Here is a 24,166-nt window from a genome sequence, read left to right on the forward strand (position 1 = left end):
AAGGGTCACGGGGCGGCCTCTGCATTCAGGCGGATGCGCGGATCGAGCCACGCATAGAGGATGTCGACCAGCAGGTTGCAGACGACGAAGATCGTCACCAGGAACAGGGTGAAGCACTGGATGACGGGGAAGTCGCGGCTGTAGATCGCCGACACGGCATAGCGGCCGATGCCCGGCCAGCCGAACACGCTTTCGATCACCAGCGTGCCGCCCAAGAGCTCGCCGACATGCATGCCGGTCGCCGTCACGATCGGCAGCATGGCGTTACGCAGGATGTGCGAGCGTTCCACCTGCCGGTCGGAGAGACCGCGCAGCCGCGCATAGAGCACATGCCGGGCGCTGGCCGTCTCCAGCATGCTGGCGCGCAGCAGGCGGGCATTGATGGCGAGCGACATGAACGAGACGGCGAGCACCGGCATGATCATGTGCTGCCAGCCGCCCTTGCCCATCGGCGGCAGCCATTTGAGCGTCAGCGAGAAGAGCAGCACCAGCAGGAAGCCGAGCCAGAAGTTCGGCGTCGAAACGCCGAGGAAGGCGAAGCCGCGCACGAGGTGGTCGGGCCAGCGGTCGCGATGGCGCGCCGACCAGACGCCGAGTGGCACCGACACGGTGAGCGTGAACAGCAGCGCCACGCCGGCGAGCTGCAGCGTCGCCGGCAGGAAGTGCAGGACGTCGTCGAGGACGGGGCGTCGTGTCACGTGCGAGACGCCGAAGTCGCCCTTCACCGCGTTGCTGATCCAGCTGACATACTGCGAGAGAATGGGCTGGTCGAGGCCAAGCGTGTGGCGTGCTTCGGCGACGGCGCCGGGCGTCGGCGGGATGTTGGACAGCTTCAGGTAGGCGACGGCCGGATCGCCGGGCGCCATCCGCAGGATGACGAACATCAGAATCGAGACGCCGAGCAGGATCGGGACGAGCAGCAGCAACCTGCGGAGGATGAAGCCGGCCATGGCGGCGCTCAGTCCTTCGGCTTGAGGTCGGCGAAGGGATAGTCGAACGAGGTGGCGCCGAAGGTGAGATTGCCGACATTGCCGCGCGCGACCAGCACGGCGGTCGAATAGGTCAGCGGCAGGTAGACCGCCTCCTCGTGCAGCCGGGTCAGGATGTCGGTATAGAGCGCCTGGCGCCTCGTCGCGTCGGTGCTCGTCAGCGCCTGGCCGATCTCGGCGTCGATCTCCGCCTTGTCGGGGAGGCCGAGCTGGGCCTGGTAGTCGGCGTGCGCCGGCACGCGCATCGCGCTGACGAAGGCGTGCGGATCATAGGGCGCGCCCCAGGTGCTGCCGAAGATCATGCCGAAATTGCCGTCCGTCTGGCGGGCATAGAACGAATTGGCCTCTTCGCCCAGCAGATTGGCCTCGATGCCGACCTTGGCGAGATCGGCCTGCAACACCTCCGCCACCGACTTCATCACCGCGTCGGTGCCGATATAGGCGAGGTCGACCCGCAGCGTCTGCCCGTCCCTGGCGCGGAAGGCGGCGCCCGGCGCGAGCGTCCAGCCGGCCTTGTCGAGCAGGCTCGCCGCCAGCGCCGCGTCATAACCGTAGGGCTTCAGGCCGATATCGGCATAGGGGACGGTCGGCGCGAACAGCGTGTCGGCGCGGGTCTGGGTGCCGCGATAGATTGCTGCGATCAGCGTGTCCTTGTTGATGGCGTGGTTGATCGCCTGGCGCACGGCGAGCTCGCTCGTCGGCGCCTTGTTGGTGTTGAGCGCGATGGCCTGCGTGCCGAGCGGCGGCGAGATCCCCGCTTGGTAGCCCTGCGCCTTGAGGCGGGCGAAGGTGTCCGGCGTGATCGGGCCCTCGTCGCCGTAAATCAGGTCGATGTCGCCTGTCTCGAGCGCGACGGCGCGCGTGTTGCTGTCGGCGATGACCTTGACGACGACCCTGTCGTAGGCCGGCTTTTCGCCCCAGTAGCGGTCGTTGCGCTCGAACACGTCATATTCGCCGAGTCGCGTTTCGGCGAGTTTCCATGGGCCGGTTCCGATCGGCGCCTTGATGTCGCCCGGGGCGGCGAGCTGCGACGGCGCCAGGAAGCGCACGGGCCGCACGAGCGCCAGCTCCTGCAGCAGCGGGTAATACGGGTCCGTCAGCTTCAGTTCGACGGTGAAGTCGTCCAGCGCCTCGACCGACCGGAGCTGGTGGATGAGCTCCAGCCAGTCATGACTCCGGCGATTGGCCATGACGGTCTCGAGGTTGGCGACCACCGCCGCCGCGTCGAACCGCTCGCCGTTCGCGAAGGTGACGTCGTCGCGCAGCTTGAAAACATAGGTGCGGCCGTCCTCGGAGGCGGTCCAGGAGGCGGCGAGCCAGGGGACGACGCTGCCGTCCGGTCGGTATTTCACCAGCGATTCGTAGACCATGCCCTGCGCGAACATCTGGCTCGGCGCATAGCCGTGCGGATCGAGCGGCCCGACATTGGACGGCCAGGAGAAATTCAGCGTCTCCGCGACCGCGCCCGAAACAGGCGCCATGGCCGCCGCGATCCCGAGCAGCGCCCCGACCAGAATTCCGCGCATCCATCAACCCCTAAGTGATTTTCTCTGCCGGATGCGAGGCTAGGTGGTAAGCGAGTATGATGTCGAGTCAAAAAGTTCATACTCACAACCTGAAATGGCGAGGGTCCGCGGGGTGCTTTCCCGCCCGCCTGGCGATCACGGGGAGAATTGTCGCGGTGACAAAGACCCCGCCTCATGCGATCAGCGATTCATGGACGCGTTGCGCAAGCTCATCTGGCAAGAGCTGAAGACTGCCCTTCTGGCGGTCGGCGTCGTCTATCTGCTGCTCTCGCAAGGGCTGATTTCGGCCTACGCCCAGACCGCAATGGCCGCGGCGGAGGCAGGGCCCCGCTTCATCATCTGCTCTCCGCTCGGCGGGGCGGACGCAGAGGATCCGATCAAGGCGCTGGCGCGCGACTGCTGTTCGACGCTCTGCCAGGCGGCAAGCGCCATCGGGCCGTCACTGGCTCCCTCTCCGGTCGTGTTCGCCTTCCTGGTCGATGCCCGGCCCACGCAATGGCGCCCGGCCGGCACGGTAAGGGGCCCGCCTTCTGAAACCCGCCTGGTTCCCGAGGCCCGGGGACCGCCCTCGCTCTCCATCTGACGCCTGATTTCACGGCTCGGCGCGCATCCCGCGCGCCGGCCGCTCTCGCGCATTTGGAGAATCATCATGCGAATCTTTTCGCGTCTGCTCGCGGCCGCCATCCTGCTGGCCGCCCCTTCCGCCTTCGCCCACGAATACAAGGCCGGCGACATCGAGATCGGCCATCCCTGGACGCGGGCCACGCCGCCGGCAGCCCGGGTCGGCGGCGGCTATCTCACCTTGATCAATCACGGCCAGACCGCCGACCGCCTGCTCGGCGGTTCGTCGTCCGCTTCCGGCCGCGTCGAGGTCCACAAGATGGAAGTGGTCGATGGCGTGATGAAGATGCGGGAACTGGCCGACGGCCTGCCGATCCCGCCCGGCGAAACGGTCAAGCTCGAGCCGGGTGGCTTCCACCTGATGCTGATCGACCTGAAGGCGCCGATCCGCGAGGGCGAAAAGGTGCCGGTCACCCTCCGCTTCGAGCATGCCGGCGCGGTCGACGTCGAACTGGCTGCCGGCGCGCTCGGCTCCCCGGCGATGCAGCACGGCGCGATGGACCACGGTGCATCGCACGGGGGGGCGAACTGATGCGACCGCGGCACATAGGCCTCCTCGTCGGCGGTGCGTTCGCCATCGTCCTGACGCTGGTCGGCTTCACCGCGCTGGTGAAGTCACGGCAGTCGACGCCCGCCGGCCAGGTCGTCACGGGGGTCGCCAGCATTGGCGGCCCCTTCACGCTGACGCGAAGCGACGGCAAGGCGGTGACCGAGCGCGACTTCCTCGGCAAGCCGACCGCCATCTTCTTCGGCTTCACCTTCTGTCCCGAGGTCTGCCCGACGACGCTCTACGAGCTCTCCGGGCTGATCAAGGAGCTCGGACCCGAGGCCGAGAAGATGAACTTCGTCTTTGTCTCGGTCGATTGGGGTCGTGACGGCCCGAAGGAGATGGCGAGCTACCTCCCCGCCTTCGACGGCCGCATCCAGGGCCTGTCGGGCACCGAGGCGGAGATCGAGACCGTCACCAAGGCCTATCGCGTCTACTACAAGCGCGTCCCCGTCGAGGGCGGAGACTACACGATCGATCACACCGCTTCCGTCTATCTCATGGACGGAAAAGGGCAATTCATCGGCACGCTCGCCTATGGCGAAGCGCGCGACACGATGCTGGAAAAGCTGAAGCGGCTGGTCGCCGGCGCCTGAGATCGAGGGAACCATGACGGATACGACAATTCCCCCGGTTCGCACCGGCGGGTCGGCGCTGGCGGCTGCGCAGTCCCCTGCCGCCAACAAGTTCTACTTCATCGCCTGGCGCTGGCACTTCTACGCCGGGCTCTACGTGATCCCGTTCCTGATCATGCTGGCGACGACCGGCCTGGTCATGCTCTGGATCTCGTGGATGGCCGGCGTCGGCGCCGAGCGCATGGCCGTCCAGCCGGGCGGGGCGGCCCTGTCCGCGAGCACGCTGCAGATGGCCGCCGAAGCGGCCATACCGGGCGGCCGCGCGATCCAGTATGTCGAGCCGCTGGCGGCCGATCGCGTCGCCGTCTTCTCGGTGGCGACCGAAGCCGGCAACACCGGCGTCGCGCTGAGCCCCTATACGGGCGAGGTGCTGCACACCTTCCCGTGGCGGGCCGGCGCCTATGACCTGGCCAACAAGATCCACGGCACGCTGCTACTGGGCGCATTCGGCGACCGGCTGATCGAGATCGCGGCCAGCCTCGGGCTCGTGATGGTGGCGAGCGGCGTCTATCTGCACTGGCCCCGGCGCGGCGCCTCCTGGCGGAACGCGCTGGTCCCGCGTCTCTCGGCGCGAGGCCGGACGTTCTGGAAGTCGCTGCATGGCGTCGTCGGCTTCTGGGTGTCGCTGATGCTGATCGTCTTCCTGATCTCCGGCTTGAGCTGGGCCGGCATCTGGGGCGAGAGGATCGTCCAGGCCTGGTCGACATTCCCGGCCGAGAAATGGGACAATGTGCCCCTGTCCGACGACGTGCATGCGGGCATGAATCACGGCGCCGCCAAGGAGGTGCCGTGGGGGCTGGAGCAGACGCCGATGCCGGCCTCGGGTTCTCTGAAGGGCACTACGGCGATCGAGGGGACCGTCGACATCGACAGTGTCGCGGACTTCGCTCGCAGCCTCGGCTTCGTCGGTCGCTTCCAGGTCAATCTGCCGAAGGGGGATGCCGGCGTCTGGACCATCAGCCATGACAGCATGTCGAATGACGGTCCCGATCCGGCGGCCGATCGCACCATCCATATCGACCGCTTCACCGGCAACGTCCTGGCGGATGTGCGCTATGCCGATTATTCGCCCTATGCCAAGGCGATGGCCTGGGGCATCGCGCTCCACGAGGGCGATCTCGGCGTCTGGAACTTCGTGCTGAACACGGTGTTCTGCCTGTCCGTCATCGGCGTGGCCGTTTCCGGCCTGGTGATGTGGTGGCGGCGGCGGCCGAGCGGGGCGGGAAGGCTGGCGGCGCCGCCGCGGCCTGAAGATGTGCCGTTCTGGAAGGGAGCGGCGGCGCTGGTCGTCGTCCTCGGCATCGCCTTTCCGCTGGCCGGGGCAGCCATCGTCGCCGTGCTCCTGCTCGACGCGACGCTCCTGCGCCTCCTGCCCGGCCTCCGGCGCGCGCTCGCCTGACCCGCGCGCGGTACTTCTCAAAACGACGCGGCGGGGCGCGAACTCCGCCGCATTCTCGGATCTCGACCGAGGCAAGGACCGCGTCAATCGTGGCGCAGCGCAGGTCGTGCAGCGAGCCGATGGCTCCGCCGATTTCATCGTCAGGAATGCGGAAAGCGAGTGCGACAGCAAGCCATCATGTTTCAGAAAGACGAATGGCTTGGAAAATTGGTGGAGCCGAGGGGAGGCGTCGCATTTTCTATAAAGATGGCGGGTTCCAGCCGATTTTTGTCTTGCCTTCAATACTCTGGTGTACCGATACAGTGTACCATTCACCCCAGCTCGCGATATTCCGCTATTGGGTCATTTATGGTTCGCGGACACGAATCAAGTCGATGATAAGCACACCTGCTGCTTCGGATCTTGTCGCTAGCCACGCGTATCGCAAGTTGCGCCGATTGATCGATGCGATCATGACGAAATAGACTGGCTGGCGAAGATTCTATGTTAGCGCTGTAGGACTGCTGGGGGGAAACGTGGCACGACTTCGGAAGATCGAAATATCCCATTTCCGAAGCATCAAGAGCTTAAGCTGGCTTCCTCGACCCGGCCTCAATTGTTTGATCGGTCCAGGCGATAGCGGTAAATCGACCGTCCTCGACGCTATTGATTTGTGTCTTGGAGCGCGACGAGCGGTGCAGTTCAATGATGCTGATTTCCATTCCCTTGATGTAACGACGCCGATCAGCATCACACTGACGATTGGTGCACTTGATGACGCACTTAAGAGTTTCGATTCCTATTCGCTCTACTTGCGTGGCTTTAACGTTGTAACTGGCGAGATTGAAGATGAGCCTGAGAGGGGGCTTGAGACCGTGTTGTCTCTCAATCTGACAGTCGGCAGCGATCTCGAACCGTCATGGAATCTGATATCTGATCGCGCTCAGGCTCAAGGTGCAGCTCGAAATCTTGCTTGGGGTGACCGTCTGCGTCTCGCCCCAACACGTATTGGCGCATTGACGGACTTCAACCTAAACTGGCGTCGGGGCTCAGTACTGAACCGCCTGACAGACGAAAGAGCTGATGCGTCGGCAGCGCTAGCGCAGGCGGCGCGCGATGCGCGCGGGGCTTTTGGTGAGGACGCTGAAAAGCAGCTTGGCGAAACGCTGCGTCTGGTCGGCGAAGCGGCAGCGGAACTCGGTATTGATGTAGGCAAGAAGGTAAGAGCGCTTCTCGATGCTCATTCGGTGAGTTTCGGCGGAGGTACGATTTCGCTGCACGATGAGGATGGCGTGCCGCTGCGCGGTCTGGGTATCGGATCGACCCGCCTCTTAACCGCTGGACTTCAGCGCAAAGCTGCCGCGCAGTCCTCAATGCTGCTCGTCGACGAGCTTGAGCACGGTTTGGAGCCCCATAGGATCATCCGTTTTCTCGGTTCGCTAGGGGCAAAGGAGCCCGAGCCGCCGCTTCAAGTGTTCATGACAACGCACTCGCCCGTCGCATTGCGCGAGCTTTCTGCGGATCAATTGGTGGTCCTGCGGGAGATTGGGGGGCGGCATGAGCCGCTGCATCTGGGAAATGACCCTGAGGTCCAAGGGACCATCCGATCCTTCCCAGAGGCCTTTTTGGCTTCGTCAGTTGTGGTTTGTGAAGGAGCGAGTGAAGTCGGTCTCGTGCGAGGCCTCGACCAGCATTGGGCAGCAGCGGGTTACAACTCGGTATTCGCGAGCGGGACGGCACTGGTAAATGCTGGCGGGGAGAAAAATCTCATTAAGTTGGCAAATGCATTCCAATCGCTGAGGTACCGCACTGCGATTCTGCGCGACGATGACGTCCCGCCCGATGTGACAGGGGAACGGTCATTCGTCGCTTCCGGCGGACTGGTCGTTATGTGGCGGCAAGGACGAAAGCTCGAAGAGGAGCTCTTTTGCAGTCTACCCATCGCCGCGATAGCCGAACTTCTGACGCGCGCTGTTGCCGCAAAGGATGAGGCGGTAGTTAACGACCAGCTGAAGTCCGCTTCGGGCAATTTGGTAACCCTTACTCATGTGCGTACGGGCTTAGCCGAGCTCAGCTTGTCGCCTGCTACGCGTGCAGTCCTTGGCAAGGCGGCTGGAGGTAAACGGGAACCATGGTTCAAAAGCGTGTCAGCTATGGAGGATGTAGGACGTGAAGTCATCGGACCTGCATTCAATGTTTCGGAACCCGAGTTCGTGGGGATCGTAGGCTCCCTCTTTGACTGGGCTCATGATGTCAGATAGCGAGATTGATCTCCTTGCTATTACTCGAGGCTCGATTACGGCTCCAGCAGGGTGCGGCAAGACGCACTTAATAGCTCAAGCGCTGCGGCGGCATGACAACGTCAAGCCTGTGCTGGTTTTGACGCACACTAACGCTGGCGTCGCGGCACTGCGCGTGCGGTTAGACAAGGCCCGAGTGCCTCCGGGGCGCTACCGACTTTCGACGCTCGACGGTTGGGCGCTTCGGCTACTCAGCGCCTTCCCTAAGCGCTCCGGAATTGATCCAACTTTGCTGGCCCTTGCGAAGCCAAAGACTGACTATCCTGCTATTCGAAAGGCGGCGGCAATCCTCATGCGGGATGGCCACATCAACGACATTCTGAAATCGTCTTTCGCGCGTCTGATCATAGATGAATATCAGGATTGCGGGACGCTTCAGCATGCGATGGCCGCTTTCACGTCACTAGTCCTGCCCACTGTCGTGCTGGGAGATCCAATGCAGGCGATCTTTGGATGGGCAGGCGATGTGCCCGACTGGGAGGGGCAGGTTTGCGATAGATTTCCCACGGCAGGTGAACTGACGACACCTTGGCGATGGGAGAATGCTGGTACCAAGAGCCTTGGACTGTGGTTGCTGGATGTGCGCAAGCGGTTGAAGAATGGGGAACCCGTCGATCTCAAATGCGCCCCACCCGAAGTCACTTGGGTGTCCCTCGACGGCAAAGCTGATCGTGAAAGGCAGCTGCGGGCAGGTATGACCAAGGCCGTGGACGGCGGCGAAGTCCTAATCATTGGAGATGCTAGAAGTCCACCAAGCCAACGTCGATACGCTAGCCAGCTACCGGGCGCCGTGACGGTTGAATCTGTCGAGCTCGGCGATTTGGTGGAATTCGCAGGCGGGCTGGACTTCGCTGGAAGGGACGCGCTCGCCAAGATCGCAACCTTTGCCGCATCCGTAATGACAAATGTGGGATCGGCGGATCTCATAAAGCGTGTCGAAATTTTGGAGCGCGGCAGGGGGCGCAAAGATCCCTCGGATGTGGAGCGCGCTGCCCTTCGTTTTCAGCAAGATCGATCTCCTGCCGCAGTCGTAGACCTGCTGGTGGAGATCAGCAAAGAACCGGGCGTTCGAACACATCGCCCTACAGTCTTGCGCGCTTGCATTAGGGCGTTGCAATCGTGCGAAGGGAGCGATTTAAGGGCCTCGTTCTATCAAGGTGTAATTCAGGCCCGCGAGCAAAACAGGCTGATTGGTCGCCCTCTGCCGAAGCGTGCAGTTGGCAGTACCCTGCTTTTAAAAGGGCTGGAGGCGGAGGTCGCTGTGCTGCTCGATACGACCGGTCTCGATGCGAGAAATCTCTACGTGGCGATGACGAGGGGATCTAAAAGACTAATTATTTGCTCTAGCGACAACATGTTGAGAGGCGGGTAGTCTATCATTTCCGCGTTGACGAGATTTTTCCTAGAATTCTGCTCGCAGTTGCAGGCGCCTGCAATTATATGGGCAATTTTTGCCGGCATGAAGACTGGTGAGCCGTGTATTTGAATTCTAATGATTTGTAAGGATATGTACTATTTGAAACGCTGAAATATCAATGTTTTACGAATTCCCTCGGGACTGGTAGGGGGGGTCAGTTGAATTGCGCGATTAATGGGATGAATTCTTCTTGATGAGTCCTGCAGATCACGTGCCCACATTTTTTCCGGATTTTTTTGTCAGCTTATATCAGGGGAGGGGTCTTAGTGCCTCCCGTCGTTTTGCAAGCTTGTAATACGCGCCTGCAATCGTTGGACCTGTACTGCTGACCATTCTCCTCCTCTCGGTGCCGGGACCTGCTCCAAGTTGAGGGCGACCGCGACTGCTGACGGGCTAATGATGCCACGGCAGCGGAGCGAGGTGAGTATCGGGCGGAGGTCGGTGGCTCGGGCGTCGGCTCTGTCAGATTGCGAGAGTCGTCCCTTGGCACGATCCTCGTTCGTAGCTGGCCTGCCGCGAAAGCCGCCGAGTTTCGTTCCACGGGCTCTTGCTGCTGAAAGGGCGGCTTTCGTGCGATCGGAAATCATCCGCGCCTCGTGCTCAGCGACTGCCGCCAAAATATGGATCGTCAATCGATTGGCTTGCGGAAAGTCGCAGGCTTCGAACTCCACGCCAGCCTCAAGTAGATTGGAGACGAAAGCGACGTTGCGGGCGAGGCGGTCGAGCTTTGCAATTACCAGCGTCGCTCGATGAATACGGCAGGTCGCTAGCGCGGCGGCTAGTTGCGGTCGATCCGAGTTTCGACCGCTTTCGACCTCGACGTACTCGGCCACGACGTCGGATCGACCTTCCGACATTCGGCGCTCAACGGCTTCTCGCTGGGCGTCTAGCCCGAGCCCCGATCGGCCCTGGCGGGCGGTCGAGACCCTGTAATACGCAACGTACCGGTTTGCAGCCATTGTATTACATCCGTAGCAACGAGGGTTGGTTCGGATGTAATACAGTCAGTATTTGCAGGCACCTGCAAGCCAATATATCTTTAATCTTTAATGAATAGGCCGCGCTCGCGCAGGGCGGCAATAAGGCGTTCGTCTTTCGGGTGGCCTGATCGTTCCCCGGTCTGATCTTTGGGCTCGACGTTACTTTCCAGTTCGGGCGGACGCTTAGCTATTTGGCGTACCAAACCGATTCCGCCAAAGATGAAGAAGAGGGCTCCTCCAAGGAATAGGGTTCGTGCTGAGAATGGCTCCCCTGCCGAGGGGCACGGCAGGACATCCCCAGGGCGAACGGGGTCGAATGTAGCGGAAGCTCCCTCGTGGCGATATTGCCCGAGGAAGAGACAGCTCTCATACCCGTCGCGGTAACGATCGGGTCGGTTTGCATTGAGAACGATTCCTCCCGTGATCATCAAAGCGATACCAAACAGTGCCGATGCGGCAGCCCCGCGAGTCATGTCACCCCCCGTAGTCGCAGTGAACCGTGTGCGGAGTCACTACTAATTGAATTATAAGGACTATAGTCCTTGGCGAAAATCCAGGCAAGATGATGCCATCCGCGAATGGAGGCACGGAAAAGAGTTGCTTGGAACGTCAGGCGGTTACGGGTTGGCGCTGGCCTCACTCAAGAGGCGCTTGCTCATGAGGCTGGGCTAGATGTTTCGTACATCGGCCGTATTGAGCGGGGCACGCAGAATCCTTCGATAGCGGCTCTTGAAAAGCTTGCTGTCCGTCTGTCCGTCGACATTTTGGATTTGTTGGCGATTCCCGAGGCCGATGCTCCGCCGCCGGCCTCCATAAAGCCTGGTAGGCGTCGTTAGTTTGGATGTCGTTGAACCGAACTTTCGCTCAGAATCTTAAGCGCGTCAGAAAGCGTATGGGGCTGACGCAGGCGAAGCTTGCGGGGCTTGCGGCCATCGATCGGGCTTATCTGGGAAAAGTTGAGGCGGGCTCGCAAAACGTGACGCTGGACAAGGTTGAGCAATTGGCGAAGGCGCTCGGGGTTGACGCGGGCGTGTTGTTAGCAGGAACTCAGGTTCCGCCGAAGAGTACTAGAGCGGGTACCCGAACCATCATACTGCGCCGCAAGCAATGATTCGGCATATATGCCGCAGTCGTCAGCCCATTAAGTCATTATTCCGCGCGCGCGTGAGGGGTTGACTTGGGTCAATCCAAATACATCGGTGTTACCGTGTTACCGTGTTACCGTGTTACCGTGTTACCGTGTTACCGTGTTACCGTATTACCGTATTACCGTATTACAGAACCATTCAAGTTTTGGGAAATATGAGGTCATCATTGCGGAATACCCATCCCAACCGAATTTCCGAAGGAAATTCGGGGCGTCGACCTTCGATCGTCGCCGGGGTCAGCCTGACGGCTTCCTAGCGCTGCGCTCAAATTGCGGATCACGCCATTTGCATCGAGCTCCGGCGGCCGATTGGGGGGGCAATGCATGTACCTGCACGGCCGGTCATTGGGACACGCCGTCGTTAGGCAAATTCGCTCAATTTCCGCCCTTGTGAAGGACAGGTATGCTCTTCCGCTAGATGGGTAGCCGGGCGGCTCGCCAAGCGGCTGTACGGGTCTTTTCCCCTCGGTAGAGGCTATCCGGCGCGGGCGAGATGTTCGAGATCGAGTTCCGGGTAACCAATCTTGGATATTTCGGTGGCAAGCGTGCTGGCTTTCAGGCCATTTCCATAGATTTCCTCGCTGCCACCATCAGACCAACCACCCAGAGCGCGGACACGCTCTCTGGAAATGTCGGCTTCGCGCAGGGCATCGCGGTATGTGTGTCGGAAGCTATGAAAGCTGGTTCGACGTGTCTTGATGTCGAGCGACGCCATGAAGCGGGAGAACCATTTACTGAATGGATCGCTGCCGTAACCTGTCGAGCCGATCTGGAGATCGGGGAAAAGGCGCTGGTCAGCATTTCGGCGCGCTTTGTCGACATGGTCAAGAAATCCGAAGCGCACGAGTTCGGGATGGATCGGCACGTATCGCCATCCTGCATCTGTCTTAACCCGCTTTATGCCCTTATCGTCGCCTCGCACGACGATAACGTCGGTTTCATCGACGCGCTCAACGTCCGCCACCTCAAGCATGCAGATTTCATTCAACCGCATTCCCGAGAAGAGGGATATCAGCGGCACCCAAAAGCGGCCCTTCCGAATTATGTTCGGTCCAGGCTTGGCATAGCCTCTGAAGTCGTCGGTGCAACCGGTGTAGAGTGGTGCGCTGAAGATCGTCTGCAATTGGTCTGTAGAAAGAGCGTGCCGCCTTGCCTTGGCGCTGGGGCCATTGTCAGGGAATTTGAGTCCGTTCGTGGGATTAGTCGGTAGGAGTCGCTCTGTCACGGCCAACTCTAAGAGGCTATGCAGCGTCCTAAGATATGCATTGGCCGTTACCGGAGAGATCGGCTCCATCGATTTCTCTTTTCCGATTCGCGATGCTTCAATCGCATTCCCCGAGACGCGCTTGCTGGCATTCACGGGCAGTGTGGCAAGCGTCTCACGCACACGTCTCGCCATCGTTCGATCGATCGAGTGAACGGCGGTGTCGGGTCCGATAATCTCCCTCAGCACTCGTAGATGCACCGCCCGCTTAAGCTCAGATTTGGGTGACAGGCTCTGGCCCGAGCGATCACTGAGATAGAGCTCCACGAGTCGACCAAATGAGGTGGGCGGTTTGATCTGCAACTCTTGGTCGCCGCTGATGCCCTTGAACAGCTCGTCGGTGGGAAGCTTGGCGTCGGTAAGTTGCCGGAGCTTGCGTCGCACTTGCTCCTGCATCGCGCGATGTACGCCGCTGTACAGCGGGCGAAGCGTGGGATGTTGGAGGTCGATAGATATGTGATGACGCTCCAGAATAGCGGTGAGTTCCCCTTGTACGGCTTGAAGCGCGTTCTCGTTGTCCTCGTCCTGGAGGTCGCGCATCTCTGACGCGAGTTCATCACGACGATCTGGGATATCCATCGGACTGGGCAAACTCGAAGCTAGCCGCTGGCGGTCTGCCTCATGAAACCATTCGAAGGTCAGGAAGTCGGCTTCTGCTTTGGAGAGTCGCGTCACTGGCTGCTGCGCGAGTTTCCGTCTGGCAGTCGCCAACTCGGCGTTGACCTTGGTGCTCTCAATCGAAAGTAGCTGACGTGCCTCGGCAGCGTCCGAGGTGCGGAGAGAGTAGTGGTACTCGCTCTTGCCGATGATTTCCCGCAGCTCCGCAGGAACCTTGGCGCGAAACCAATACCGTCCCCCTCGCCTTTGAAGGCGTGTTTGTCCCGCAGCCATGTTTACTCCGGTGTACCAGACTGGTGTACCGAAATAACGCACAATGCCGCGTTCATTGCAATAAGTGGCGGAATTCCGCCGTTTTGGAGAAAATTGGTGGAGCCGAGGGGAATCGAACCCCTGACCTCTGCAGTGCGATTGCAGCGCTCTCCCATCTGAGCTACGGCCCCGTCGCGTCGCGACGGGCGCCATTTAGAGGGGGGCACCGAGGGCTGTCAAGCGCTCTGCGAAGTGTGGTGTGGAAGGACGGGCGCGAGGGCCGGCCTTGCCGGCGCACGCTTCGGCCCGGGCCCGATCCGCGGGGCGGCAGGCGCTTCTTCCGTGCGGCGGGGAAGCCCGTTGGCGTTTCCCGGGCTTCGGGGCGCGCTCGCTATTCGTCGCTTGGGCCGGCCGGCGCCGTCCGGGCCGGACGCGCCCGCTCCGGCGCGGATTTGCCGGCGGCGAGAAGCGCCGCGTCCCCGGGTTGCGATGGCGACAGGCGACCGCTACATCAGGAGCGACCTGTTCCGCGTCAGATCCGGGAAACCCATGCGCGCTATCCTCGACGTCGTTATGATCGCCCTCAACCTCTATTGGTGGATCGTGATCGCCAGCGCCCTGTTCAGCTGGCTCTACGCCTTCGGCGTGGTCAATCCGCGCAACCAGGTCGTGTCGTCGATCGGCCGCTTCCTCTACCAGGCGACCGAGCCGCCGCTGCGCCGCATCCGCGCCTTCATGCCCAATCTCGGCGCGATCGACATCTCGCCCATCATCCTGCTGCTCGGCATCATCCTGATCCAGCAGGTCATCATCCGGTACATCTACCCGAACGTGTTTTGAGCGAGGCCGGTTTTTACCGGGCCGGCGACGGCCATGTCGTGGTGCAGTTGCGGCTGACGCCGAAGGCCGGCCGCGACGGGCTCGACGGAGTCGGCGAGCTCTCCGACGGCCGCAAGGTGCTGCTGGCGCGGGTGCGGGCGGTGCCGGACAAGGGCGCCGCCAACGCGGCTATCGAGGCGGTGCTGGCGAAGGCCGCCGGCGTGCCGCGTTCGGCGGTCACGATTCTCTCCGGCCATACGGCGCGGCTGAAGAGCCTGCGCATCGAGGGCGACGCGGACGCGATCGTCCGGCGGCTCGGCGGGGCGGCGGCCCCGGGCTGAGCCCGGAACCCCGCAGCTTCGATTCCTAGTGCGTATAGAGTCCGCGCAGGGACCCTTCCGGCCAGTAGATGTCGCGGATGCGCCAGCCGGTCTCAAGCCAATCCAGCCGCAGGTCGATCCGCTTCGGCTCGCCGAAGTTCAGGAAGCTGACATGGGCCTCGGCCCGGTCGGGCGTGCCGTCCTCGACGTCGATGCGGAGATCGGTGATGTCGAAATCCTGCGCGTCGACGAAGGGGTCGCCGTCGAGCTTCGGCACGTCGCCGACAGCGGCCGCCTCGTCGCGGTCGGCGAGGATCATCTCGGCCAGGCGCGGTTCGAACAGGGCGCGGATCGTCGCGGCATCGTCGAGCGGCACGCCGTCGCCGCCATTCTCGTAGCGCTCGTAGATCGAGGCGACGAAGGCTTCCGGATCGTCGGCGGCGACCGACGATCCGACAGAGGTCGAAAGGCCCGCCGCGCCGAGCGTCGCGACCAGGAAAAGCCGCGCGACGCCGCGCCGCGTGAGCGTCATCGGATCAGCCCTTCTTGGCGCGCTCGATGGCGTCGACGATCAGCTGCTGCGCCTCGTCGAGGTCGCCCCAGCCGGTGATCTCGACCCACTTGCCGTTCTCGAGATCCTTGTAGTGGCGGAAGAAGTGCTCGATCTGCTGCAGCGTGATCGCCGGCAGGTCCTTGTACGACTTCACGGTCTCGTAGCGGCGGGTCAGCTTGGTCGACGGAACCGCCAGGATCTTCTCGTCCTCGCCGCCTTCGTCGCGCATCTTGAGCACGCCGACCGGGCGGCAGCTCATGATCGCGCCGGGGACGATGGCGCGCTGGTTGGCGACGAGCACGTCGATCGGGTCGCCGTCGCCGCAGAGCGTGTGCGGGACGAAGCCGTAGTTACCGGGATAGCGCATCGGCGTGTAGAGGAAGCGGTCGACGTAGAGCGCGCCGGCGTCCTTGTCCATCTCGTACTTGATCGGCTCGCCGCCGACCGGCACTTCGATGATGACGTTGATGTCGTGCGGGGGATTCTTGCCGATCGGAACAGCGTCGATGCGCATGGTGGTACCTCGAGTGAAAAGGGCGCTTTCCTTTACGAGGTCGCCATGCCGGCCCGCAAGTCCGAATTCGCCGCAGCGCAGCACGCCGCGGCCCCGATCCGGTCGCTGAAGGGAAGCCGGCTCAGCCGCGGGCGAAGGCGAAGGCGACCTTGGCCAGCACCGTGTCGCCGAAGCGTTCGCTGCCGCGGGCGACCTTGCGGCCGCCGGCATTCTTGTAGAAGCGGCAGGCGCCCTCGTTCTCGGCCAGCGCCCAGACGACGGCGGAATCGAAGCCGTGCCGCAGCAGTTCGCGCCGCGCCGCGAGGAACAGGCGGGTGCCGAGGCCGACGCCCTGATATTCCGGCCGCATGTAGATTTCGTAGATTTCGCCGCGCTGGACGAGGTTTCGCGCCCGGTTGGGGCCGAAGATGGCATAGCCGGCGACCGTGCCGCCCACGTCGATGACGACGATGCCGGTGCCCCGCCGGATCGCCCGGCTCCACCACGCAGGACCGCGCCGCGTGATCATCCGGCCGAGTTCCCGAGCCGGGATCAACCCATCATACGCCTGACGCCAAGCGCTGTCGTGAACCGCGGTGATTGCTTCCGCGTCACTGGCTTCTGCGCGACGGACACCGATCGACAGAGTGCTCATGTCGATCAAGATATGTCCGAGTTTCGCATCGGGGAAGAGGGATTTTGGGATTGATGAGCGCGTTCGCCAAGCCGTGACGCCGGTGTCACCGGAACGACGCATGAAACGAAGACGGCGCCGCGAGGGCGCCGTCCGGAATATCGGGTCCGCCGGGCGGATGGGCCCGGATCAGGCCGTTGAATCAGGCCGTCTTGCTGGAGCGGTCGGCGCGCTTGCGCTCGATCGGGTCGAGCATCGCCTTGCGCAGGCGGATCGACTTCGGCGTGACCTCGACCAGCTCGTCGTCCGAGATCCACGAAAGCGAGCGCTCGAGCGTCATGCGGATCGGCGGGGTGAGGCGGACCGCCTCGTCCTTGCCGGCGGCGCGGACGTTCGACAGCTTCTTGCCCTTCAGGACGTTCACTTCGAGATCGTTGTCGCGGGTGTGCTCGCCGACGATCATGCCGCCATAGACCTTCCAGCCGGGCTCGATCATCATCGGGCCGCGATCCTCGAGGTTCCACAGCGCGAAGGCGACGGCCTCGCCCTGGTCGGTCGAGATCAGCACGCCGTTGCGGCGGCCGGGGATCTCGCCCTTGTGCGGGGCATAGGCGTGGAACAGGCGGTTCATGATCGCCGTGCCGCGCGTGTCGGTCAGAAGCTCGCCCTGGTAGCCGATCAGGCCGCGGGTCGGCGCGTGGAAGACGAGGCGCTGGCGGTCGCCGCCGGACGAGCGCAGCTCGACCAGGTCGGCCTTGCGCTCGGACATCTTCTGCACGACGACGCCGGAATGCTCCTCGTCGACGTCGATGATGACTTCCTCGATCGGCTCCAGCGTCTGGCCCGAAACGTCCTTCTGGAACACGACGCGCGGACGCGACACGGCCAACTCGTAGCCTTCGCGGCGCATGTTCTCGATCAGGATGGCGAGCAGGAGCTCGCCGCGGCCGGACACGATGAACGAGTCCTTCTCGGACGATTCCTCGATCTTCAGCGCGACATTGCCTTCCGCTTCCTTCAGCAGGCGGTCGCGGATCATGCGGCTGGTGACCTTGTCGCCCTCGGTGCCGGCGAGCGGGCTGTCATTGACCATGAAGGTCATCGACACGGTCGGCGGATCGATCGGCTGCGCCTTGATCGGCTCGGTGACGGCCGGGTCGACGAAGGTGTCGGCGACGGTGCCCTTGGTCATGCCGGCGATCGCGACGATGTCGCCCGCCACGCCTTCCTCGATCGGCTGCCGCTCGATGCCGCGGAAAGCCATGATCTTGGAGACGCGGAACGACTCGACGGTCGAGCCGTCCTGCGACAGCACCTTGAGCATCTGGTTCGGCTTGACGTTGCCGGAGGTGATGCGGCCGGTGATCAGGCGACCGAGATAGGGATTGGATTCGAGCAGCGTTCCGATCATGCGGAACGGGCCTTCCTCGACGCGGGGCTCCGGCACGTGCTTCAGCACGAGCTCGAACAGCGGCGCCATGCCCTCCTCATGCGAGCCGTCGGGCGACAGCGACATCCAGCCGTTCTTGCCGGAACCGTAGAGGATCGGGAAGTCGAGCTGCTCGTCGGTGGCGTCGAGGGCGGCGAACAGGTCGAACACCTCGTTGACGACTTCCTGGACGCGGGCGTCGGCCTTGTCGACCTTGTTGATCGCGACGATCGGGCGAAGGCCGAGCTTCAGCGCCTTGCCGACGACGAACTTGGTCTGCGGCATCGGGCCTTCGGCGGCGTCGACCAGCACGATCACGCCGTCGACCATGTTCAGGATGCGCTCGACCTCGCCGCCGAAATCGGCGTGGCCGGGGGTGTCGACGATGTTGATGCGGGCATCGTGCCAGGTGATCGAGGTCGCCTTGGCGAGGATGGTGATGCCGCGCTCCTTTTCGATGTCGTTCGAATCCATGACGCGCTCGGCGACGCGCTGGTTGTCACGGAAGGAGCCGGACTGCTGCAGCAGCTTGTCCACGAGGGTTGTCTTGCCATGATCGACGTGCGCGATGATGGCGATATTGCGAAGGGTCATGTGCGAATCCGAAAAGGCACGGCGGCGTCGGACAGGTGCCTCGAGACGGCCGGCAGATTTTGCGGCGCAAAATGATCGAAAAGGCCGTAAAACGCAACCTCCCTTGCGGGGGTTGTGATGACGCTACGGAAGGCCCGGCTGGTGACGTAACGTAAGTTTGACCAGCGGATCGCGCTTTCCCCAGCGTCGCGTTGACTTTTCCGGCCATCGCGATTTATAATATGGAATTCTTATTATACGCTGGAGAGTCAACTTTTGGCAGCCACGACCGAAGATCCGCTTGGTCTCGTCCTCGTCGATGTCGCGCGATTGCTGCGTCGGCGCTTTGAGAAGGCGTTGGAAAACGCCGGGCTCGGTTTGACGGTCGCCGAGGCGCGAACCCTGGCCTTCGTGAGCCGTCATCCCGGCCTTCGCCAGTCGACCCTTGCCGAGGAGCTCTGCGTCGAGCCGATGACGCTCGTCGGCTTCCTCGACCGGCTCGAGGCGGCGACGCTGGTGGAGCGGATCCAGGATCCGGCCGACCGCCGTGCCAAGTTGATCCGGCTGACGCCGAACGCCGCCGGCGTCGTGCGGCGCATCCGCGCCGTCGGCAAGACGGTGCGCGAGGATGCCGAGCGCGGCATCGACCCGGCCGTCATCGAGACGATGCGCCTGGCGCTCCTGAAGATGCAGGACAACATCCTCGCCAGCGACGACGTGCTCGTCTGATCCACTGGGCGCAGCGATGCGCCCGGCCACCCGAGCCTGATCCAGTTCAAGCCCGTGCCGATTTCGATCGGCGCGGGCTTTTTCGTTTGGGGGGGCGTGCCGGCGCGGGCGTGCTCGGCGCCGAGTTGCTGCACGCGAAGAGGGCCTAGTCGCGGCGGCGGGGCAGGTTCAGCGTCTCGGCCAACTGGCGATAGAGCGCGGGATCGGCGGCGACGAAGCCGCCGGGCAGGCCGCGCTCGATCGCGTCATAGGCTTCGGGCTGGACATTGCGCATTTCCGTCAGCGCCTGCAGCAGGCTCGACTTCGCCATCTCCGGCAGGTCCTTGCGGACGACATGCGGCCCGAAAGGGATCAGATCCGACTGCCAGACGATCTTGAGCGTGGAAGGCGAGAGCACGCCGTCGCCGGCGAGCTGGCCGAACGGGCCGGAACCGATCGAGGGGCTCAGCGGATCGGACGCCATCGACCATGCCGTGGCGAGGTCGACTTCGCCGGCGGCAAGGGCGGCGAGCGCCGCGGCGCTGTCGGGCGTCTCGACGATGCGCAGGAAATAGCTGGGCGGATCGATGCCTTCCTTCGCCATTCCAGCATAGGCGGCACGGCGGCCGGAGAGCGAATCCTTGGCGCCGACGGCAAGCCGCATGTTGCGCGCCTCGGCGAGGGTGGAAACCGGGCCGTCGGCCCGCGCCACCAGCAGCGCGTGGAACCCGCGCAGATGGTCGGCCGACGTCGGCTGCACCAGCGGCTCGACGCAATCGCAGCGCTGGTCGAGCGCGAGATAGGCGAGCGAGGACAGGACCGTGTACTGGATCCGGCCGGTCGCCTGCGCCTCCATCAGAGCGTCATAGGTGCGGGCCGGAAACAGTTCGACCGGCACGGCGAGCGCGTATTGCAGCTGCCAGCGGAACTTCTCCAGCCGCGCCACCTCGTAGTTCGGATTGTCGCCCGCGATGAAGCCGACCCGGAGCGTGCCGATGTCGTCGCGCCAGCTCGCGAGCGCCGGCGCGGTCAGGGTCAGCAGCAGGGCGATCCAGGCGAGGGCGCGGCGCATGTCTTCTCCTCAGGCGGGCAGGCGGGCGAGCAGGCGGCTCCGCGTCGGCTCGTCGACGAAGGCAGCCTCGATCGAGGTGCGGGTCGCCTGCTCGAGCGCGGCGTCGGACAGGCCGAGATCGCGCGACAGCCAGCCATATTCGGCCCCGATCGAAGAACGGAAATAGGGCGGATCGTCGGAGCTGACAGTGACGCGGGCGCCCGCGTCCTGCAGGCGGCGATAGGGGTGGTCGGCGATCGCCGGATAGAGGCCGAGCGCGACGTTGGAGCCGGGGCAGAGCTCCAGCACGATGCCTTCCTCGACGATGCGGCGCACGAGGTCGGCGTCCTCGATGGCGCGCACGCCATGGCCGATCCGCGTGACGCCGAGATGGTCGAGCGCGGCGCGCACGCTCTCCGGGCCGCCGAATTCGCCGGCATGCACGGTGAGCCCGAGTCCGGCCTCGCCGGCGATGCGGAAGGCGTCGGCGAAGTCCCTGGGGTGGTGCATGCGTTCGTCGCCGGCGACGCCGAAGCCGGTGACCAGCGGATGCGGCTCGTTCGCCACCGTCTCGGCGGCGACGAGGATGCGGTCCGGGCCGTAATGGCGCACGCCGGTGGCGATCATCCGCCCGACGATGCCGGTCGCGGCTTCCGCATCGCGAATGCCCTGCGCCAGGCCCTCGACATAGTCGCGATAGGAAAGGCCGGAGGCGAGCGCGTGGTCGGACGAGATGAACACCTCGCCATAGATCGCGCCTTCGGCGGCGAGGCTGGAGAAATAGGTGAAGGTGAGGTCGCGATAGTCCTCCGGCGTGCGGAAGACGGCGGCGGCGCGGTCATAGGCGTTCAGGAACGAGGTGAAGTCGTGCCAGGCGAAGGCGCCCTGCTCGTCGAACAGGCCGGTCAGGTCGACGCCGTGGCGGGCGCCGACATGGCGCACCAGTTCCGGCGACGCCGCACCCTCGACGTGGCAATGCAGTTCGGCCTTGAGAAGATGGGCAACCATCAGAGAAAACTCCGTCCATGTCGTCCGGGCGCGAGCCCGAGATGCGCCGCGACCGTCTCGCCGATATCGGCGTAGCTGGCGCGCGCGCCGATGTCTTTTCCCGGCAGCCCGGGGCCGAAGGCGAGGATCGGCACCTGCTCGCGGGTGTGGTCCGTGCCGCGCCAGGTCGGGTCGCAGCCATGATCGGCGGTGATGACGACGAGATCGCCGGGCCTGAGCGCCGCCTCGATCTCCGGCAGGCGGGTGTCGAACGCCTCGAGCGCCGCCGCATAGCCGGGAACGTCGCGGCGATGGCCATAGAGCATGTCGAAATCGACCAGGTTCGAGAAGACGAGGTCGCCGTCCGCCGCGTCCCGGATCGCCGCCAGCGTCGCGTCGGTCAGCGCCTTGTTGCCGGCCGCCTTGTAGAGCCTGCCGATGCCCTGGTGGGCGAAGATGTCGCCGATCTTGCCGACGGCGCGGGTGGTGTGGCCTGCGGCTATGACCCGGTCGAGCAGGGTCGGCTCAGGCGGCGGCACGGCATAATCGCGCCGGTTGCCGGTGCGCTCGAAGGTCTCCGCCGTCTCGCCGATGAAGGGCCGGGCGATGACGCGGCCGATCCGGTAGGGGTCGACCAGGCGGCGCACCGTCTCGCAGAGGGCGTAAAGCCGGTCGAGGCCGAAATGGGTCTCGTGCGCGGCGATCTGGAAGACCGAATCGGCCGAGGTGTAGGCGATCGGCTTGCCGGTGCGGATATGTTCCTCGCCGAGCTCGGCCAGGATCGTCGTGCCGGAAGCGTGCTTGTTGCCCAGGAGTCCGGGCAGGCCCGTCTCGTGCAGGATCGCCTCGGTCAGCTCGGCCGGGAAGCAGGGCTCGGTCTCCGGGAAATAGCCCCAGTCGAACGGCACCGGCACGGCGGCGATCTCCCAATGGCCGGACGGCGTGTCCTTGCCGTTCGAGACTTCCGCCGCATGGCCGAAGATCGCCGTCGGCGCCGGCTCGGGCAGGCCGGCCGGCCAGATGCCGCTGGCGCCGGCCGCCGCCGCGCCGAGGCCGAGGCGACCGAGATTCGGCAACGCCAGCGGCCCGGCGCGCAGGCCGGCACGGTCGCCGCGCCCGGCGGCGCAGGCTTCCGCGATATGGCCGAGCGTATCCGCGCCGGCGTCGCCATAGGCTTCGGCGTCGGGAGCACCGCCGATACCGACGGAATCGAGAACAATCAGAATGGCGCGCGGCATGAAGGGACAACCTGAGCGATCGGGCCGACAAGATAGGCCAGGCTTGGCCACGGTCACAAGCGGGGCGATCCGTGGGGACAATCGGCGGCCGCCGGCGAGCTGACGCAGCGGCGCGGTTTCCAGCGCCGGGCTGGCAGGCTACGGTAGGCGCAACCAAGACAAGCGAGGCCAATGATGAACGGCGTGACGGTGATCAACCACCCCCTGGTGCAGCACAAGCTCACCATCATGCGCGACAAGCACACTTCGACCGCCGGCTTCCGCCGGCTCCTGCGCGAGATCTCGACGCTGCTCTGCTACGAGGTGACGCGCGACCTCGAGATGACGACGACGACGATCGAGACGCCGATCACCGAGATGGAAGCGCCGACGCTGGCCGGCAAGAAGCTGGTGTTCGCCTCGGTGCTGCGCGCCGGCAACGGCCTGCTCGAGGGCATGCTCGACCTGGTGCCGGCGGCGCGCGTCGCCCATATCGGCCTCTATCGCGATCCGAAGACGCTGCAGGCGGTCGAATATTACTTCAAGGCGCCGGACAGCCTCGACGAGCGGCTGACCATCGTCGTCGACCCGATGCTGGCGACCGCCAATTCGGCGATCGCCGCGGTCGAGCGGCTGAAGGAGCGCGGCGCCAAGGATATCCGCTTCCTCTGCCTGCTGGCGGCGCCGGAAGGCATCGCCAACTTCCAGGGCGCTCATCCCGACGTGCCGATCTTCACCGCCTCGATCGACAAGCAGCTGAACGAGAAGGGCTATATCGTTCCGGGCCTCGGCGACGCCGGCGACCGGATGTACGGCACCAAGTAAGGACCGAAGCGTCGGAGGCCGCGCTTCGGTCTGGCCTCCGCGCTGCCGGTTTCGGACAACGGACATGGCGTTCTCCGCCGACGAGATCGAGCGTTATTCGCGCCATCTTCTGCTCGCCGAGGTCGGTGGCCCCGGCCAGCAGAAGCTTGCCGCCGCGCGGGTGCTGGTGCTGGGCGCCGGGGGGCTCGGCGCGCCGCTGATCCAGTACCTGGCCGCTGCCGGCGTCGGCACGATCGGCGTCGTCGACGACGACCGCGTCGCGCTCTCCAACCTGCAGCGCCAGGTCATCCATGACACGGCGGCGGTCGGCGCCCTCAAGGTCGAGAGTGCCCGCGCCGCCGTGCATCGGCTGAACCCGCATGTCGTCGTCGAGGCGCATGCGCTGCGGCTCACGGCCGAAAACGCCGATGCGCTGCTTGCCGCCTATGACGTCGTCGCCGACGGCACCGACAATTTCGAGACGCGCTATCTCGCCGCCGACCGATGCGCTGCGCTGGAGCGGCCGCTGGTGACGGCGGCGGTCGGACGCTTCGACGGCTCGCTGACGACGCTTTTGCCCTGGACGGTCGATGCCGAGGGCGCGCAGAACCCCAGCTATCGCGACCTGTTTCCGGCGCCGCCGCCGCCCGGCCTTGTGCCGAGCTGCGCGGAGGCCGGCATTCTCGGCGCGCTGACGGGGATCCTGGGCAGCCTGCAGGCGGCGGAGGTGCTGAAGCTTGTCCTCGGCATCGGCGAGCCGCTGGTCGGGCGGCTGCTGCTGGTCGACGCGCTCTCCATGCGCTTCGAGACCATCCGCTACAAGCGCAAGGCGCGCCCGGCGGAATCCTAGAGCGTTTCCGAGCGAAGTGGATACCGGTTCGCGTGAAGAAAACGCGACCAAACA

At 64.1% G+C, this 24,166-nt stretch carries 24 protein-coding genes and 1 tRNA gene; 13 read left to right on the plus strand and 12 right to left on the minus strand.

The window, feature by feature from the left end:
- Positions 1-5: 5 nt before the first annotated feature.
- Both nikB and nikA read right to left on the minus strand, forming a co-directional pair.
- Positions 6-950 carry a nickel ABC transporter permease subunit NikB gene (gene nikB / locus WFK98_RS19560; protein WP_336801380.1) on the minus strand — a complete coding sequence of 315 codons (945 nt, stop codon included), beginning with the start codon at positions 948-950 and terminating at the stop codon, positions 6-8.
- An 8-nt stretch (positions 951-958) separates the two neighbouring features.
- Positions 959-2,515, minus strand: a complete 1,557-nt coding sequence (gene nikA / locus WFK98_RS19565; protein WP_336801381.1) for a nickel ABC transporter substrate-binding protein — start codon at positions 2,513-2,515, stop codon at positions 959-961.
- 190 nt (positions 2,516-2,705) lie between these two features.
- Between nikA and WFK98_RS19570 the strand changes: the two genes are divergently transcribed.
- The 6 genes from WFK98_RS19570 (at position 2,706) to WFK98_RS19595 (ending at position 9,368) form a co-directional block, all read left to right on the plus strand.
- Positions 2,706-3,098, plus strand: coding sequence for a hypothetical protein (locus tag WFK98_RS19570; RefSeq protein WP_336801382.1), 393 nt, complete (start codon positions 2,706-2,708; stop codon positions 3,096-3,098).
- A gap of 66 nt (positions 3,099-3,164) precedes the next feature.
- Positions 3,165-3,668: a copper chaperone PCu(A)C gene (locus WFK98_RS19575; protein WP_266336864.1), complete on the plus strand. Its 504-nt coding sequence runs from the start codon at positions 3,165-3,167 to the stop codon at positions 3,666-3,668.
- The gene (locus WFK98_RS19580; protein WP_336801383.1) at positions 3,668-4,279 is read left to right on the plus strand and encodes an SCO family protein; all 612 of its coding nucleotides are present in this window, start codon (positions 3,668-3,670) and stop codon (positions 4,277-4,279) included. The genes WFK98_RS19575 and WFK98_RS19580 overlap by 1 nt, the downstream gene beginning before the upstream one ends.
- Before the next feature lie 13 nt (positions 4,280-4,292).
- Complete coding sequence (locus WFK98_RS19585; RefSeq protein ID WP_336801384.1) at positions 4,293-5,717, plus strand: PepSY-associated TM helix domain-containing protein; 1,425 nt, start codon at positions 4,293-4,295, stop codon at positions 5,715-5,717.
- A 515-nt stretch (positions 5,718-6,232) separates the two neighbouring features.
- Entirely contained in the window at positions 6,233-7,957 is a 1,725-nt protein-coding gene (locus tag WFK98_RS19590) for an ATP-dependent nuclease (protein ID WP_336801385.1), read from the plus strand.
- On the plus strand, positions 7,944-9,368 hold the full coding sequence (locus tag WFK98_RS19595) for a UvrD-helicase domain-containing protein (protein ID WP_336801386.1): 1,425 nt from the start codon (positions 7,944-7,946) through the stop codon (positions 9,366-9,368). The genes WFK98_RS19590 and WFK98_RS19595 overlap by 14 nt, the downstream gene beginning before the upstream one ends.
- 308 nt (positions 9,369-9,676) lie before the next feature.
- Here WFK98_RS19595 and WFK98_RS19600 read toward each other — a convergent pair whose 3' ends face one another.
- The gene (locus tag WFK98_RS19600; protein ID WP_336801387.1) at positions 9,677-10,372 is read right to left on the minus strand and encodes a recombinase family protein; all 696 of its coding nucleotides are present in this window, start codon (positions 10,370-10,372) and stop codon (positions 9,677-9,679) included.
- A gap of 599 nt (positions 10,373-10,971) precedes the next feature.
- Here WFK98_RS19600 and WFK98_RS19605 point away from each other — a divergent pair.
- A complete protein-coding gene (locus WFK98_RS19605; protein ID WP_336801388.1) occupies positions 10,972-11,229 on the plus strand; it encodes a helix-turn-helix domain-containing protein in 258 nt (85 codons plus the stop codon).
- A 5-nt stretch (positions 11,230-11,234) separates the two neighbouring features.
- On the plus strand, positions 11,235-11,504 hold the full coding sequence (locus tag WFK98_RS19610; protein ID WP_336801389.1) for a helix-turn-helix domain-containing protein: 270 nt from the start codon (positions 11,235-11,237) through the stop codon (positions 11,502-11,504).
- Between the two features lie 511 nt (positions 11,505-12,015).
- Here the strand turns inward: WFK98_RS19610 and WFK98_RS19615 are convergent.
- Positions 12,016-13,695 (minus strand): site-specific integrase, encoded by a 1,680-nt coding sequence (locus tag WFK98_RS19615; protein ID WP_336801390.1) that lies wholly within the window; start codon positions 13,693-13,695, stop codon positions 12,016-12,018.
- A 94-nt stretch (positions 13,696-13,789) separates the two neighbouring features.
- Positions 13,790-13,865: transfer RNA gene (locus WFK98_RS19620), tRNA-Ala, on the minus strand.
- Between the two features lie 358 nt (positions 13,866-14,223).
- Here WFK98_RS19620 and WFK98_RS19625 point away from each other — a divergent pair.
- A complete protein-coding gene (locus tag WFK98_RS19625; RefSeq protein WP_266336867.1) occupies positions 14,224-14,514 on the plus strand; it encodes a YggT family protein in 291 nt (96 codons plus the stop codon).
- A complete protein-coding gene (locus tag WFK98_RS19630) occupies positions 14,511-14,834 on the plus strand; it encodes a DUF167 family protein (protein ID WP_336801391.1) in 324 nt (107 codons plus the stop codon). Before WFK98_RS19625 ends, WFK98_RS19630 begins: the two co-directional genes overlap by 4 nt.
- A gap of 25 nt (positions 14,835-14,859) precedes the next feature.
- Here WFK98_RS19630 and WFK98_RS19635 read toward each other — a convergent pair whose 3' ends face one another.
- From WFK98_RS19635 to typA, 4 genes are all read right to left on the minus strand, one after another.
- Positions 14,860-15,345 carry a hypothetical protein gene (locus WFK98_RS19635; RefSeq protein WP_336801392.1) on the minus strand — a complete coding sequence of 162 codons (486 nt, stop codon included), beginning with the start codon at positions 15,343-15,345 and terminating at the stop codon, positions 14,860-14,862.
- 4 nt (positions 15,346-15,349) lie between these two features.
- A complete protein-coding gene (gene ppa, locus WFK98_RS19640; protein WP_266336870.1) occupies positions 15,350-15,880 on the minus strand; it encodes an inorganic diphosphatase in 531 nt (176 codons plus the stop codon).
- Positions 15,881-16,001: 121 nt separating this feature from the next.
- Positions 16,002-16,514 carry a GNAT family N-acetyltransferase gene (locus WFK98_RS19645; protein WP_336801393.1) on the minus strand — a complete coding sequence of 171 codons (513 nt, stop codon included), beginning with the start codon at positions 16,512-16,514 and terminating at the stop codon, positions 16,002-16,004.
- Between the two features lie 181 nt (positions 16,515-16,695).
- Positions 16,696-18,516, minus strand: coding sequence for a translational GTPase TypA (typA, locus tag WFK98_RS19650; protein ID WP_266336872.1), 1,821 nt, complete (start codon positions 18,514-18,516; stop codon positions 16,696-16,698).
- A gap of 255 nt (positions 18,517-18,771) precedes the next feature.
- Here typA and WFK98_RS19655 point away from each other — a divergent pair, with 255 nt between their 5' ends.
- Entirely contained in the window at positions 18,772-19,224 is a 453-nt protein-coding gene (locus tag WFK98_RS19655) for a MarR family winged helix-turn-helix transcriptional regulator (protein WP_266336873.1), read from the plus strand.
- A gap of 145 nt (positions 19,225-19,369) precedes the next feature.
- Here WFK98_RS19655 and WFK98_RS19660 read toward each other — a convergent pair whose 3' ends face one another.
- From WFK98_RS19660 to WFK98_RS19670, 3 genes are read right to left on the minus strand one after another with little or no spacing between them, the layout of a single operon-like run.
- On the minus strand, positions 19,370-20,275 hold the full coding sequence (locus tag WFK98_RS19660) for a phosphate/phosphite/phosphonate ABC transporter substrate-binding protein (protein WP_336801394.1): 906 nt from the start codon (positions 20,273-20,275) through the stop codon (positions 19,370-19,372).
- Positions 20,276-20,284: 9 nt separating this feature from the next.
- Entirely contained in the window at positions 20,285-21,262 is a 978-nt protein-coding gene (locus tag WFK98_RS19665) for an adenosine deaminase (protein WP_336801395.1), read from the minus strand.
- Positions 21,262-22,479 carry a phosphopentomutase gene (locus WFK98_RS19670; RefSeq protein WP_336801396.1) on the minus strand — a complete coding sequence of 406 codons (1,218 nt, stop codon included), beginning with the start codon at positions 22,477-22,479 and terminating at the stop codon, positions 21,262-21,264. Before WFK98_RS19670 ends, WFK98_RS19665 begins: the two co-directional genes overlap by 1 nt.
- 174 nt (positions 22,480-22,653) lie before the next feature.
- Here WFK98_RS19670 and upp point away from each other — a divergent pair, with 174 nt between their 5' ends.
- Positions 22,654-23,283, plus strand: a complete 630-nt coding sequence (gene upp, locus WFK98_RS19675) for a uracil phosphoribosyltransferase (RefSeq protein WP_266337361.1) — start codon at positions 22,654-22,656, stop codon at positions 23,281-23,283.
- 64 nt (positions 23,284-23,347) lie between these two features.
- The gene (moeB, locus tag WFK98_RS19680; RefSeq protein ID WP_336801397.1) at positions 23,348-24,112 is read left to right on the plus strand and encodes a molybdopterin-synthase adenylyltransferase MoeB; all 765 of its coding nucleotides are present in this window, start codon (positions 23,348-23,350) and stop codon (positions 24,110-24,112) included.
- Positions 24,113-24,166: the final 54 nt, after the last annotated feature.

The sequence above is a fragment of the Kaistia sp. MMO-174 genome (genome assembly GCF_037147815.1).
In the GTDB taxonomy this organism is placed as follows: Bacteria; Pseudomonadota; Alphaproteobacteria; order Rhizobiales; family Kaistiaceae; genus Kaistia; species Kaistia nematophila.